Source organism: Devosia honganensis, assembly GCF_042648785.1.
Taxonomy (GTDB): domain Bacteria; phylum Pseudomonadota; class Alphaproteobacteria; order Rhizobiales; family Devosiaceae; genus Devosia; species Devosia honganensis.
This window is the reverse complement of record NZ_JBHRYD010000009.1, coordinates 1-13,899: the sequence shown is the minus strand read 5'-3', so window position 1 is coordinate 13,899 and position 13,899 is coordinate 1. Positions and strand designations below refer to the sequence as shown.

14 protein-coding genes are annotated in these 13,899 nt (G+C 67.5%); 7 read left to right on the top strand and 7 right to left on the bottom strand.

All coding sequences use genetic code 11. The features are described 5' to 3' along the window. The first annotated feature begins 98 nt into the window (after window positions 1–98). The 5 genes from ACFOOL_RS10845 (at window position 99) to ACFOOL_RS10825 (ending at window position 4,648) form a co-directional block, all read left to right on the top strand. On the top strand, window positions 99–989 hold the full coding sequence (locus ACFOOL_RS10845) for a metal ABC transporter substrate-binding protein (protein WP_380097023.1): 891 nt from the start codon (window positions 99–101) through the stop codon (window positions 987–989). Further along, window positions 986–1,858 carry a manganese/iron ABC transporter ATP-binding protein gene (locus ACFOOL_RS10840; RefSeq protein ID WP_380097022.1) on the top strand — a complete coding sequence of 291 codons (873 nt, stop codon included), beginning with the start codon at window positions 986–988 and terminating at the stop codon, window positions 1,856–1,858. Before ACFOOL_RS10845 ends, ACFOOL_RS10840 begins: the two co-directional genes overlap by 4 nt. After that, entirely contained in the window at window positions 1,855–2,706 is an 852-nt protein-coding gene (locus ACFOOL_RS10835; protein WP_380097021.1) for a metal ABC transporter permease, read from the top strand. The genes ACFOOL_RS10840 and ACFOOL_RS10835 overlap by 4 nt, the downstream gene beginning before the upstream one ends. Further along, entirely contained in the window at window positions 2,706–3,536 is an 831-nt protein-coding gene (locus ACFOOL_RS10830) for a metal ABC transporter permease (RefSeq protein ID WP_380097064.1), read from the top strand. The genes ACFOOL_RS10835 and ACFOOL_RS10830 overlap by 1 nt, the downstream gene beginning before the upstream one ends. A gap of 74 nt (window positions 3,537–3,610) precedes the next feature. Then, window positions 3,611–4,648, top strand: a complete 1,038-nt coding sequence (locus ACFOOL_RS10825; RefSeq protein WP_380097020.1) for a DUF2793 domain-containing protein — start codon at window positions 3,611–3,613, stop codon at window positions 4,646–4,648. A 48-nt stretch (window positions 4,649–4,696) separates the two neighbouring features. Here ACFOOL_RS10825 and ACFOOL_RS10820 read toward each other — a convergent pair whose 3' ends face one another. After that, a complete protein-coding gene (locus ACFOOL_RS10820; protein WP_380097019.1) occupies window positions 4,697–5,239 on the bottom strand; it encodes a copper chaperone PCu(A)C in 543 nt (180 codons plus the stop codon). Between the two features lie 55 nt (window positions 5,240–5,294). Next, on the bottom strand, window positions 5,295–5,684 hold the full coding sequence (locus tag ACFOOL_RS10815) for a hypothetical protein (protein ID WP_380097018.1): 390 nt from the start codon (window positions 5,682–5,684) through the stop codon (window positions 5,295–5,297). A 160-nt stretch (window positions 5,685–5,844) separates the two neighbouring features. Here ACFOOL_RS10815 and mbfA point away from each other — a divergent pair, with 160 nt between their 5' ends. After that, entirely contained in the window at window positions 5,845–6,825 is a 981-nt protein-coding gene (mbfA, locus tag ACFOOL_RS10810) for an iron exporter MbfA (RefSeq protein ID WP_380097017.1), read from the top strand. A 24-nt stretch (window positions 6,826–6,849) separates the two neighbouring features. Here mbfA and ACFOOL_RS10805 read toward each other — a convergent pair whose 3' ends face one another. Genes ACFOOL_RS10805 through exbB form a run of 3 tightly spaced genes read right to left on the bottom strand, consistent with a single transcriptional unit; the run spans window position 6,850 to window position 9,168 of the window. Next, a complete protein-coding gene (locus ACFOOL_RS10805) occupies window positions 6,850–7,785 on the bottom strand; it encodes an energy transducer TonB (protein ID WP_380097016.1) in 936 nt (311 codons plus the stop codon). Continuing rightward, a complete protein-coding gene (gene exbD, locus ACFOOL_RS10800) occupies window positions 7,782–8,246 on the bottom strand; it encodes a TonB system transport protein ExbD (RefSeq protein ID WP_380097015.1) in 465 nt (154 codons plus the stop codon). The genes ACFOOL_RS10805 and exbD overlap by 4 nt, the downstream gene beginning before the upstream one ends. Before the next feature lie 4 nt (window positions 8,247–8,250). After that, window positions 8,251–9,168, bottom strand: a complete 918-nt coding sequence (gene exbB, locus ACFOOL_RS10795) for a tonB-system energizer ExbB (RefSeq protein WP_380097014.1) — start codon at window positions 9,166–9,168, stop codon at window positions 8,251–8,253. 154 nt (window positions 9,169–9,322) lie between these two features. Here exbB and ACFOOL_RS10790 point away from each other — a divergent pair, with 154 nt between their 5' ends. After that, entirely contained in the window at window positions 9,323–9,877 is a 555-nt protein-coding gene (locus tag ACFOOL_RS10790; protein ID WP_380097013.1) for an invasion associated locus B family protein, read from the top strand. 16 nt (window positions 9,878–9,893) lie between these two features. Here ACFOOL_RS10790 and ACFOOL_RS10785 read toward each other — a convergent pair whose 3' ends face one another. Together ACFOOL_RS10785 and ACFOOL_RS10780 are read right to left on the bottom strand one after the other, a co-directional pair. Further along, window positions 9,894–11,270, bottom strand: coding sequence for a methyltransferase regulatory domain-containing protein (locus ACFOOL_RS10785; protein ID WP_380097011.1), 1,377 nt, complete (start codon window positions 11,268–11,270; stop codon window positions 9,894–9,896). Window positions 11,271–11,349: 79 nt separating this feature from the next. Further along, entirely contained in the window at window positions 11,350–13,539 is a 2,190-nt protein-coding gene (locus tag ACFOOL_RS10780) for a FepA family TonB-dependent siderophore receptor (protein ID WP_380097009.1), read from the bottom strand. Window positions 13,540–13,899 lie beyond the last annotated feature (360 nt).

Genomic DNA, 13,899 nt, shown 5'->3' with positions numbered 1-13,899 from the left:
CTCCGAGACAGCCCCGGGAGCAGGGGTTCCTCACTTCCTACTTGCAAATGATTTTCAATTGCACTATCTCTCGCATAGCCATTCCGTGGAGTTTTCGCATGCGCCGCCGCCTTTTTACCGCCCTGCTGCTGTCCGCCCCGCTCGCGCTTTCGCTGCCCGCCGCCGCGCAGGAGCGCATCAAGGCGGTGACCAGTTTCACCATCCTGGCCGACATGGCGCGTAATGTGGCGGGGGATGCCGCCGAGGTGATCTCCATCACCAAGCCGGGCGCCGAGATTCATAATTATCAGCCCACGCCGGGCGATCTGGTGGGCGCGCAGGATGCCGACCTGATCCTGTGGAACGGGCTTAATCTCGAGCAGTGGTTCGCCCGCTTCCTCGACAATCTGCCCGACGTGCCCAGCGCCGTCCTGACCGAGGGCATCGAGCCCATCGGCATCGGCGCCGGCCCCTATGAGGGCAAGCCCAATCCCCATGCCTGGATGTCGCCCAAAGATGCGCTGGTCTATGTCGAGAATATCCGCAAGGCCTTCGCCACAGTCGATCCGGCCAATGCCCAGATCTACGCCGCCAATGCCGCCGCCTATGCGGCACGGATCACCGAGGCGGCCGAACCCATGAGGCAGGCGCTGGCCGAAATCCCTGAAGAACGGCGCTGGCTGGTGACCTCGGAGGGCGCCTTTTCCTATCTGGCGCGCGATTTCGGGCTCAACGAACTTTATCTCTGGCCCATCAATGCCGACCAGCAGGGCACGCCCCGCCAGGTGCGCATGGTGATCGACGCGGTGCGCGAGCACCATATTCCGGTGATCTTTTCCGAATCCACCATCTCCTCGCGGCCGGCCGAACAGGTGGCGCGCGAGACCGGCATCAAATATGGCGGGGTGCTTTATGTGGATTCGCTTTCCGAAGCGGACGGTCCCGTGCCAACCTATCTCGACCTTCTCGAGGTCACCACCAGCACCATCGTGGCAGGATTGACAGAGTGAACCGATCCGACCAGGGCATCGCCGTCAACGACATCACCGTCGCCTATCGCAACGGCACGACGGCGCTGCGCCATGCCAGCTTCTCGAGCCCGCGCGGCTCGATCACGGCGCTGGTGGGCGTCAATGGTGCGGGCAAATCCACCATTTTCAAGGCGATCATGGGCTTCGTGCCGCTGGCTGGCGGCTCCATCGCCATATTGGGGGAGGAGGGACGCCGGGCGCAGCGGCGCAACCAGGTCGCCTATGTGCCCCAATCCGAGGAGGTGGACTGGAACTTCCCGGTGCTGGTCGAGGACGTGGTGATGATGGGCCGGTTCGGCCATATGAACCTGTTCCGCATCCCCCGGCCCGTCGACCATGAAAAGGTCGCCGCCGCCCTGGCGCGCGTCGGCATGACCGGCTTTGCCCGCCGCCAGATCGGGGAGCTTTCCGGCGGGCAGAAAAAGCGCGTCTTCCTCGCCCGCGCCCTGGCGCAGGAGGGCGAGCTGATCCTGCTCGACGAACCCTTCACCGGCGTCGACGTCAAGACCGAGGACGCCATAGTCGCCCTGCTGCGGGACCTGCGCGACGAGGGCAAGGTGATCCTGGTCTCCACCCACAATCTGGGCTCGGTGCCCGAATTCTGCGACCGCACCGTGCTGGTCAAGGGCACGGTGCTGGCCCATGGACCGACCGCAGAAGTCTTCACCCGCGAAAAGCTGGAGGAAACCTTCGGGGGCGTGCTGCGCCATTTCGTGCTGTCCGGCCCGGGCCTGCATGCGGACGACGACACGCGCCATCTTGCCGTGCTGACCGACGACGAGCGGCCGCTGGTGCTTTACGGGGAAAAGGGCCGCGAGGCCCATCAGCAATCGAGCGGGGAAAAATGATCGACCTGCTGCTCGAGCCCTTTTCCTACCACTATATGGTCAATGCCATGTGGGTTTCGGCGCTGGTGGGGGGCGTGTGCGCCTTCCTGTCGGCCTATCTCATGCTCAAGGGCTGGTCGCTGATCGGCGATGCGCTCTCCCATTCCATCGTGCCGGGCGTGGCCGGCGCCTATATGCTGGGCCTGCCCTTTTCGCTCGGCGCCTTCCTCTCGGGCGGGCTGGCGGCGGGAGCCATGCTGTTCCTCTCCCAGCGCACCAGATTGCGCGAGGACGCGGTGATCGGGCTGATCTTCACCGGCTTTTTCGGGCTGGGGCTGTTCATGGTGTCGCTCTCGCCCACCCCCATCGACATCCAGACCATCGTGCTGGGCAATATCCTGGCCATCACCCCCGGGGACACGCTGCAACTGGTGGTCATCTCGGGCGTGACCCTGCTGGTCATGGCGGTGATCTGGAAGGACCTCATGGTCACCTTTTTCGACGAGAGCCATGCCCGCTCCATCGGCCTGCGCACCACCTGGCTCAAGGCCATCTTCTTCACGCTGCTGAGCGCGGCCACCGTCGCCGCCATGCAGACCGTGGGCGCCTTCCTCGTCATCGCCATGGTGGTCACGCCGGGCGCCACCGCCTATCTGCTGGCCGACCGCTTCGCGCGCCTCATCCTCATCGCCATCGCCGTGGGCGTGCTGTCCTCGCTGGCGGGGGCGTATCTGAGCTATTTCCTCGACGGCGCCACCGGCGGGGTCATCGTGGTGCTGCAAACGCTGGTGTTCCTCGCCGCCTTCGTCTTCGCCCCCAAGCATGGCTGGCTCGCCGCCCGCCGCCGCATCGCCCGGGAGACCGCGTGATGGGGCCGCTGGAGACGCTGCTGCTGCCCTTCCAGTTCCCCTTCATGGTGGAGGCCCTGATCATCGCCGCGCTGGTGGCGGTGCCCACGGCGCTGCTCTCGTGCTTTCTCGTGCTCAAGGGCTGGTCGCTGATGGGCGATGCCATCTCCCATGCGGTGCTGCCCGGCGTGGTGCTGGCCTATATGGCCGGCCTGCCGCTGGGGCTGGGCGCCTTCGCCGCCGGCATGGTCTGCGCGCTTTCGGTGGGCTTTCTCAAGCAGAACAGCCGCATCAAGGAAGATACGGTGATGGGCGTGGTCTTTGCCGGCCTGTTCGGGCTCGGCATCGTGCTCTACACCGCCATCGAGACCGATGTGCATCTGGACCATATCCTGTTCGGCAACATGCTGGGGGTGAGCGCGGCGGACCTGGCCACTTCGGGAACGATCGCCGTCGTCGTCGCGGCCCTGGTCGCCGCCAAATGGCGCGACCTGATGCTGTTCATCTTCGATCCGCAGCAGGCCGGCGCCATCGGCCTCAATGTGCCCCTGCTGCATTATGGCCTTCTGGCGCTGATCTCGCTCACCATCGTGGGGGCCCTGCAGGCGGTGGGCATCGTGCTGGTGATCTCGCTGCTCATCGCCCCGGGAGCCATCGCCTTTCTGGTGACGCGACGCTTCGGGGTCATGCTGCTGGTGGCCCTGAGCGTTTCGGTCGCCTGCAGCCTGGCCGGGGTCTATCTCAGCTTCTTCATCGACAGCGCCTCCGCCCCCACCATCGTGCTGCTGCTGAGCGCCGCCTTCGTCCTCGCCTTCCTGTTCACCCGGCGCGCGCGGGTGGCGCCGGGCTGAGCCCTATCTGTGCCGCTAATCCCCGGCGGGGCGCGACGCGGCACACTGGCTCCGGAAATATCTGGAGCCCGTTCATGGACAATACACCCCGCCTTTCCCTGCCCCATATCGTTTCCGGGCAGGCACTCAAGCACATCACCCATAACGAGGCGCTCGGCCGGCTCGATACGCTGGTCCAGCCCGTGGTGGAGGCGGCGACGCTGGCGGTTCCGCCGGCCTCGCCGCTGGCCGGGGAGGCCTGGCTGGTGCCTGCCGGCGCCGGCGGCGCCTGGGCCGGCCATGGCCGGGAGATCGCCGCCTGGCAGGACGGCGCCTGGCGCTTTTTCGACCCGGCCCCGGGCTGGCAGGTCTACGACCGGCAGGCGGAGGCGCTGAAACTGTTTTCCGGCACGGACTGGGTCACAATCGCCGCGCCCGGAGCCGGCCTGCCGCAACTGGGCGTCAATGCCAGCGCCGACGCCGTCAACCGGCTGGCGGTGGCGGCGCCGGCCAGCCTCTTCACCCATGAGGGCGAGGGCCATCAGCTCAAGATCAACAAGGCCGCCGCCGCCGATACGGCCAGCCTGCTGTTCCAGTCCAACTGGTCCGGCCGCGCCGAAATGGGGCTGATGGGCGATGCCGACTGGCGCATCAAGGTCAGCCCGGACGGCACCGCCTGGACCGATGCCGTCGCCATCGAAGCGGCATCCGGCGCCGTCAGCATTGGCGGGGTTTTGCGCCCCCGGACCGATAACGCCCTGACATTGGGCGCCAGCGGCGCGCGCTGGGCCGCAATCTGGGCCGCCTCCGGCACCATCCAGACATCCGACGCCCGCAGCAAGACCGGCATCGCCCCCGCCGATCTCGGCCTCGCCTTCATCCGCGCCCTCGAGCCGGTGCGCTTCCGCTGGAACGAGGACGACGGCCGCACCCATTACGGGCTCGTCGCCCAGCAGGTGGCCGAGGCGGTGATGCGCTGCGGCGCCCGCGATTTCGGCGGCCACGTGCTGTGCGACCCCGGCGACGCCGACAGTATGCAGGCGCTGCGCTACGACCAGTTCATCGCCCCGCTGGTCGCGGCGGTGCAGGAGCTGGCCGCAAGACTGGAGGCGCTGGAGGAAGGCGCGGGCTGACATTGCCGGAACATGCCCCGGGCAGGCGCCGGGGGCATGTCCGGACGGCTAGTGGCCGTGGTGGGCCGAGTGGTCGTCGGGCGCGCCGGCGGCGGTGCCGGCGATGGGCAGCTCGATGGTGACGGTGCCCGCCTTTTCGAAGGTCAGCGTCACCTCCAGGGTCTCGCCCTCCACCAGCGGGCTGGTGAGGCCCATGAACATGAGATGGTAGCCGCCGGGCTCGAGCGCGACGGTTTCGCCCGGGCCGATGGGCAACCCGTCGGGGAGCTGGCGCATCTTCATCACCTCGCCTTCCATGGCCATTTCATGGATCTGGGATTCCCTGGCGAGCGGGGTCTCGACTGCGACCAGCCGGTCGGCCGCGCCGCCCGTATTGGCGAGCGTGAGAAAGCCGCCCGCCACCGGGGCGTTGGGCAGGGTGGCGCGGGTGAATGGGCGGGAAATGACGATATCGCCCAGAACGATATCGGCGGTGGCGGCATGGTCGGCGTGCCCGCCATGGTCGGCGTCCTGCGCCGTTGCGGGCGCCAGAGCGAGGGCGGAGAGGGCGAAAGCGGCCAGAAGGGCGCGGGTGGCAATACGGAACATCATGGTGTCTCCGGTCGGAAAATCGGGTCTGGTGGCAGCGCGCTGCCGGTCTATGGGTTCAGACCGCGGCCGGAGGGGCACGGGACTGGCCGACATGGTCGGGCAGCAGCGAGATGGCCGGCTGGACGGCGCGCGCGACCGGCAAGGAGGCGGCGGCAGGCGGCTTGACGATGGATGGCGTGGGCGGCGGCAGGGCAGCGAATTGCTGCTTGGCGACGCCGGTGGCCGGGCAGGAGAGGGCCGCCGCCTCGCGCTGGTCACCGTCGCCGTCAAGGTTCAGCGTCGTGCAGACCGACCAGCTATCGAGCGCCGCAAATCCCAGCGCGTCGAAATGGCGCTGCAGGCCCGCGGCCTGGTGCAGCGGCAGCAGCAGGGTGAGCACATAGGCCGCCAGCACCGCCAGGGCGATGCCGGTCTCGCGCGCCAGGATCCGCCAGCCTTGGTGCATCACCGTCTCCTCCCCTTCTCGATAACCCGGCCCGGCGCCGCGCTCAAGCGCATGGCGGGACCGCGCCGCAAGCAGATTGTCGCAGACCGATGCCGGCGCTTGCCCAAAGATTGGAATGATTCTAAACAATATCTGGAATCATTCTAAACTATGGTCCGCCATGATGTCCCTATGGTCCGCTAGCCGCCGCGATTTCTCCAGCCTTTCCGAGCGGGAAATCCTCTCCCTCGCCATTGCCTCCGAGGAGGAGGACGGGCGCATCTATTCCGAGTTCGCCATGCGCCTGGGCGGGACCTATCCGGGCAGCGCCGCACTGTTCGAGGCCATGGCGACCGAGGAGGACGAGCACAGGCGGCGCCTGCTCGATCTTTACCTGGCGCGGTTCGGCACGCGGCTGGCCCCGATCCGGCGCGAACATGTGCGCGGCTTTCTCGTCCGCAAGCCGGTCTGGCTGCAAAGGACGCTGACCCTGGAGCAGGCCCGCCAGCAGGTCTGGGAGATGGAGGAGGCCGCCTGGCGCTTCTATCTGGCGGCGGCCGAAAGGGCGACCGATGCCGGTATCCGCCGGTTGCTGGGCGATCTGGCGGCCGCCGAGCAGCACCACGCCCGGCGCGCCGGCCAGATCGAGGAGACGGTGCTGGGGGCCGAGGGGCGGGCGGCGGAAAGCGCGATCGCCCACCGCCAGTTCGTGCTGACCTATGTGCAGCCGGGCCTCGCCGGGCTGATGGACGGGTCGGTTTCGACGCTGGCGCCGGTCTTCGCCGCCGCCTTCGCCACCGGCGACACCCACCAGACCTTTCTCGTCGGCCTCGCCGCCGCCGTGGGGGCGGGCATTTCCATGGGCTTCACCGAGGCCGCCTCCGACGACGGCAGGCTGACGGGCCGCGGCTCCCCGCTCAAGCGCGGCCTCGCCGCCGGCATCATGACGGCGGTGGGCGGGCTGGGCCATGCGCTGCCCTATCTCATTGCCGATTTCACCTTCGCCACCAGTGTAGCGGCGGTGGTGGTGCTGATCGAGTTGTGGGCCATCGCCGTCATCCAGCAGCGCTATATGCAAACCCCGTTCTGGCGGGCAGTGCTGCAGGTGGTGCTGGGCGGCTCGCTGGTCTTCGCCGCCGGCATCCTGATCGGCAATGCCTAGGCCGCCGTGCCGGGGAGCGGATGTTCAGCGCCTGGTATATTCCACCGGCACCACCAACGTCAGGCGCGAGGGCGGCAGGCCGTCCGGCGGCCGGGGAATGGGCGAGCTGCGCTGGACGACGCCGATCGCCGCCTGATCCAGTTCGGCAAAGCCGCTCGAGCGCGCCAGGGCGACGCTGAGCACGCGGCCGGCGACATCCACGGTGAAGCGGATTTGCGCCACGCCCTGCTCGCCGCGCTGTTGCGCGCCGGGCGGATATTGGCGCCGCTGCGCCAGATGGCGCAGGACGCTCGACTGCCAGCGCTCGACCGTCGCCGCGCTGGGCTGATCGATGGCGGCCTGCTGCGGCGCGGCGGCCTGCGGCGCCTGCTGCTGGGCCGGCCGGGGCGCCGAGGCCGAGGACGCCTGCTGGCGCGGCGGGGGAGCCCGGCGCTGCCGGGTCGCGGTGGGCGGCGTGCGCTCCCGCAATTCGGCGATCTCGCGCGGCATGGCCATCGGCATGGCCACGGCGGGCTCCGGCACCGCCACCTCGGGAACCTCCATCACGGGTTCTTCCTCCACGATTGGCTCGGGTTCAGGCTCCGGCTCTGGTTCTGGCTCGGGCTCTGGTTCGGGTTCTGGTTCCGGCGGCGGTTCAGTGACGTCCTCCGGCTCGGGCTCCGGCTCCTCCTCCTCGGGCTCCGCCTCCGGAACCGGCGTTTCCTCGGCGGGGGCCGACAATTCGCCCTCGGGAACCTCCAGTTCCTCGGTGATGGGGGACATCTCGAACTCGGCGAAATCCACCATCACGGCGACGGACAGGCCGCCTGTCGCCTCTTCGGGAGGACGGTTCTGATAGGCCCACCAGCCGGCTCCGGCCAGGCCGAGCACGATCGCGCTGGCCGCGCCCCAGAGCGCCACCTCGCCCCACCGGGTCCGCAGCAGGTCCTCGGAGACGAATGTTTCGGCGCGCGCCGTCATGGCCCTGACGGGCCGGCCCCGCTCGCCGGCAGGCTCACTCCATTGGCCGATTCCAGTCCCACCAAGGCAATCCGGACATAGCCGGAGGACCGCAGCAGGTTCATCACTTCCATCAATTCGCCATAGGCCACCGCCTGGTCGGCGCGCAGGAACACCCGGGCCTCGCGGTCGGCGCCGGTGAACCGGTCGAGCGCCCCCGCAATATCGTCCCGCCCCACCACGTCATTGCCCAGCGCCAGGGTCAGGTCCTGCTTGAGCGTCAGATAGAGCGGCTCGTCGGGCCGCGGGGCGGGGGTGGCGTTGGAGACGGGCAGGTCGATATTGATGTCCACCGTGGCAAGCGGCGCGGCCACCATGAAGATGATCAGCAGCACCAGCATGACGTCGATGAACGGGGTCACGTTGATGTCGTGATTGACGTCGAGCTCGTCGCCCGGGAGGTCCTTCGTGCGTCCGGCCATGGCGCTATTCCGCCGCCAGGGCCATGGAGGGAGCCGCCGGCAGGCAAGCCCTGTCGAGATCGCGGCTGACCAGGCGCTCGATACCCGCCGACACGTCGGCCAGCAATTGCCGATAGCCGGTCACCGAGCGGGCGAAGCCGTTGTAGATCACCACGGCGGGAATAGCGGCCACGAGCCCGAAGGCCGTCGCCAGCAGGGCCTCGGCGATGCCGGGCGCCACCACCGCCAGATTGGTCGTCTGCGATTCGGCGATGCCGATGAACGCATTCATGATTCCCCACACGGTGCCGAACAGGCCCACGAACGGCGCGACCGACCCCACGGAGGCCAGAACGCCGAGGCCCTGCGACATCTTGCGCCCCGCCGCCACCTCGATCCGCGACAGGCGCGAGGCCACGCGGTCCTTGATGCCCTCGGGCGCCACCTTGCCCACCAGATCGTCCGACGCCTCCAGTTCCTCGGCGGCGGCCCTGACCATCAGCACGCCCATGCCGCGGCGCCGGGTCATGGCGGTGGTGACATCGGCAAGGCTTTGGGCCCGCACCACGTCGCGCAGGGCGCGTGCCGCCCGCCGGCGCGCGCCGGCCAGTTGCAGGCTCTTGGCGATCCAGACGATCCAGGTGATGGCGGCGGCGGCCAGCAGGCCCAGCATCACCGCCTTGACCACGTAGTCGGCGGCCATGAACATGCCGTAGGGCGACAGGTCATGCCCGCCCAGACCGGTCTCGATCATCGGCAGTTCGACACTTCCGGCCGGAGCCGTCCCCAAACCCGTTCCCGGCGCCGCCTCGGTGGCCGCGGGCGCGAAAATCTCGTCCGGCGCCTGCTGGGCGAGCGCGGGCAGGGCCAGGGCCTGCGCAACCGCGAGGCCTCCGAGCAGCGCCTGCAATGTGCGGTTCGGATTACGCGTGCCTGTGACCATAGCGGAACAACTTTCTGTCTGGATAGCAAGGGCGCCTGGCGCCGGCAGCGGGCCTTGGAGAAAGCCCAGGATTTTTAGGCCCTTGTGTCGAGTAATAAACATGATAATCGGAGTCAACTATAGTTTTCGCCAACCGAGATGATTGGATTCCCCCGTGTCCCCGCTTTCCCCCACCCGCCTTGCCGCCCTCGCCGCGCTGCCCTTCCTCTTTATCTCGGCGGCGCTCGCCCAGGACGCTGCCCCGGCGCCGGCCGCCTTTCCCGGCGGCGCACGTTCGATCACGGAGGCGCATGGCGATTGGGAACTGCTGTGCGGCCTCGTCGCGCAGGCGAGGACCTGCCTGGTGACGCAGACGCTGGCGGACGAGCAGAACGGCCAGCGCCTGCTGTCCGTCGAGCTCGAGCCGTCCGGCGCCGGGGCGGCGACGGGCACGCTGCTGCTGCCGTTCGGCCTGCTGCTGACCGAAGGCATAAAAATCCAGGCCGATGCCGCCTTTGTCGGCGAAGCCCGGCCTTTCCAGGTCTGCTATGAGCACGGATGCCATGTGAACCTCGTGTTCAGCCAGGCCGAGATGGAGCTTTTGCGCCGGGGCAACGCCATCAATTTCATCGGCAAGCTGGCCGATAGCGGCGAGACGATCACCCTTTCCGCATCGCTGTCCGGCATCGCCAATGCCCTTGGGCGCGCGCTTGCCCTGACCTCCGACTGACCTGCAGCGGTCCCGGTCATGCCGGGTCAGGCAGGAGCCGCGCGACCGCCGCCGGGACCGGCTTTCCGGCAGCCAGATCGTCCAGCAGCGCCTTGTCGAGGGAAAGGCCCGAGCCCAGCGCCGGGGCGGCGAGCGCCGGCACGAACCCGCCCTGCCGGTGCCGCTCGAGCAGAACCGCGTTGAGCCGCCGCGCCGCATCGGGCGCGGGCATCGGATCGGCCTCGGGATGGATGGCCCCGGCGCCCATCAGGGAGTGCAGGATCTGGTTGGCCAGTGCCGGGCTGCCGGCCAGCGCCGGCAGGGCCTCGATCTGGGCATAGGAAACGGCTTCCTGCCGCGCCAGTCGGGACAGCACCGGGCCGAACACGTCCGCCGGGCCCTCGATCGGCCCGATCAGGCTGGAAAACGTCACCCTTCCCTCCGGCGGCAGGCCGGGAAGCGCCCGGAACCGCAGCCGGTGCAGGGCGGCGAAATGGCGGTCCGCCGACAGGGGCGCGCCATCGCGCAGATAAAGGTCCATGCGGGAAAACTGGTTGCCGGCGAGGTCGCGGACGGTTTCGCGCAGTTCCGGACTGGCCTGCCGGGCGAACAGGGCGCGCAGGCCCTGCGGGACGCTGAAATCGTCGATATTGTTTTCCGGCACGGCGCTGCCGGCGAAATGCAGGCCCACCTCGCCCATCTCCTGCATCACCCGGGCGCTCGGCTGCGGCGCGTAGAAATCGTTGAGATAATCGTGGATGGCGTAGTTGAGGGCGTCGGTTGCGAGCTGGCGCGCTTTGTAGGCGGCGGCCGGATGGGCGGTGAAATATCCCGCCTTGTTCGCCAGCAGGGTCTCGATGATGGCGCGGCCCTGTTCCACGGCCCCTTCCAGCGTGGCCCCGGGCTGGCGATGCAGCGCCCGGAACAGCCCGTGCAGGGCGACGAGGTCGGAAGCGCCGGGCGTCGACAGGTAATGCAGCAGCGCCACGCCGCCGGGCCGCAATTTGCGACCCATGAAGGCGCGGATGGCGGCCCGGACCTCCGGGGAGACCCAGGAATAGACGCCCTGCGAAATGATGTAGTCGAAGTCCGGAAGCGCGCCGGCCGCACTGAAATCGGCGAGGTGGAACTGGGCATTGCCGATTCCCGCCGCCCTGGCGAGATCGCGGGCCTCGTCGATATGGTCGGGATTGATGTCGACGCCGTGAAAGTCGATGGAGGGATTGCTCGCCGCATGGATGAGCAGGCCGACGCCCGGTCCGCATCCCAACTCGCACCAGCGCGTTCCCGACCGGGCCGGCGCGGACCGGCCGAGGGCCGCGAGCGTGGCGCCCAGCCAAAGCGGGGCATGCTCGCGCCAGAACTGGGCGATATAGGGCGTTTCGGTCAGGTAGCCGGCGTGAGCCCGGGCCATGTGTCATCCTTTCGGGGCGGCGCCGCCCGAAAAAAGGCCTGCCCCGCGGGTGCGGGACAGGCGGCGTCATCGATCGGGATCAGAACGACCCGGTCAGCGACAGATAATAGGACCGGCCCGGCTCGTTATAGGTATTGGCGTTGCCCGTCGTGCCGGAGGTGGCGAACTGCCGGGTATTCAGCAGGTTGTTGACGCCCGCGGCCAGCTTGACGTTCTCGTTGACCTGATAGTCGAGCGAGAAGCTGGCCGTCGTATAAGGGTCCTTCGCGATCTGGTCGTTCTCGGCGATCTCGGCGCCCAGAACCGTGCGGTTCGACGGCTTGATCTCGCCGTAATGGGTGGCCGACAGCGTGAGCCCGAGGCTTTCCATCGGCTCCCAGCGCAAGGAGGTGTTGATCGTGTAGTCGGGCACCAGCGAGACCGGGACCTTGACGAGGGCGTCGGTGCCGTCGGCCAGCCGCGCCATCGCCTCGCGTTCGGAATGGAGCACCTTGGTGAAATTGGTCGTCCAGCTCACCGTTTCGTGCAGGGGAATGGTGAGACTCCCCTCGAGGCCGGAGATGACGGCCGGGCCGCTGTTTTCCCAGGCGAAGATCTTGGCTCCGTTCTCCATGCGCACCAGCACGTCGCCCGAGGTGATCTTGTTCTCGTAGTCGTTATGGTAGTAGGTCAGGCTGGCGGCGAGGCCGTCGGCATTGGCGTAGGCGATGCCGATTTCCTTGTTCACCGAGATTTCCGGGTCGAGATCGGGATTGCCCACCACCCGGCAGGGGCCGCCGGGGTTCCAGGCCGGGCAGCCCATGCCCATGGTGTTGTAATAATAGTCCGGGCTGAGCTGGAACAGATTTGGCGCCTTGAACGCCCGCGCGATACCGGCCTTGACGGTGATCTCGTCGGTCAGGGCGTAGGAGGCGTTGAGGCTGGGGCTGAGATTGGCGCCGAAATTGCTGTGGAAGTCGGCCCGCAGCCCCGGGGTCACGGTCAACTGGTCGGTGACGAGGATATTGTCCTCGAGGAACAGGCCCAGCAGATGCGCGTTGACGCTGTCGAGCGTGTCGTCGTTCATCGATTCATTGGCGATCGGCGCCTGCAGGAATTCGCCGCGATATTCCGCGCCCAAAGTCACCGTCTGGTTCCAGAGGGCGAATATGGGGAAGTCCCATTCCGTCTTGGCGGCGAGATTGTCCAGATAGCTGGTGCGATATTCGTCGAGCCGGTTGAACTGCGCCTCGCCACCGCCCGTGGCGGTGTTCTCGCGGACACGGCGGTTCTGGGTATGCTCCCACTGCACATAGCTGCTGGATTCGCCGAAATCGTAGATGCCCTGGTGGGTGAGCGAAACGGTCGAACGCTGCAGGGAACTGGTTTCGGCATTGGCCTGGGCGAGCTGGTCGATGACGCCGGCGCCGCCGGGATCGACGACGCCGCTGGGCTGCCCGCCCACGAACCGGTTGCCCTGGCGGCTCCAGGCGAGATCGAGGTCCAGCCGGTGGTCGGCGTTGAGCTGGGCGCTCCACTGGCCGCTGAGGTCGTATTGCACGACGCCTTCCCGGCCCGCGACGATGTTCGCCGCGCCGGCATCGGCGGCTGCCTGCTCATTGATGTCGATGGCGTCGGGCTGGGTCATGCTGACATTGCCCGCCAGGCGATAGGAGAAGATGTCGTTGATCGGCCCGCCAATGGTGATGCTGGCGCGCTGCGTGCCCCCTTCCTTGTCGCTTTCCGGCACCGACATATAGGTCGATACCGTCGTCATCTGCCGCGTCGGCCGCTTGGTGATGATGTTGACTACGCCGCCCGCGGCCCCCGACCCGTAGCGGGCCGCCGCCGGACCGCGGATGACCTCGATCCGCTCGATCAGGTCGGGCGGGACCCAGTTGGAATCGCCGCGGGTGTCGCGCTCGCCATGCCGGCCCATGCGAGCCGAATTGCGCGACAGGACCGGCTTGCCGTCGATTAGGATCAGCGTGTTTTCCGGCCCCATGCCGCGCAGGTCGATCTGGCGCTGCTGGCCGTATTGTCCCGAGGAGGTGTTGCCGGTCAAATTGACGCCCGGCATGGTCCGGATGATCTCCGCCAGGTCCCGGCCCACCGGGACGCGTTCCAGATCCTCCGAGGTGATCGTGGACACGCCCAGCGCCTGTTTCAGTTCCCGCGACGCGGCCTGCACGATGAGCGTCTGAAGCACGGTCTCTTCGGCATCGGACAGAATTTCGAAAGTCTGCGCCTGTGTGGTGGTGACCCCGAGAACGAGTGCGAGCGCGGTCATGCACCCGCTTCTCCACGGTGAACGAGACATGGATGATCCTTACAAAAAACTATGGCCTTGCAGGCATTAAGGGCGATCGGGGCCGCGCCTTCTTGGGATCAGCGAGCTCGAAGAGTTAACCTGATAATTAGAGTCATGTTTAAAATATGACGGGAAAATGCCTCGTTGTGGCAAAAATATGACTCAGAATATCAAGTTATTGAGCCGGCCGGCCGGAGGCGGCAATGGGGAAGGGTTTACTTTGGACCTTCCTGGATCGATATTTGTTGCCCACACAAGCACTTTGCTGCCCTCGGGCTTGACCCACTGCTGTCCGGTTAAATTTTCTGGACTACGTGCATGACATTGATTCTACTTCGT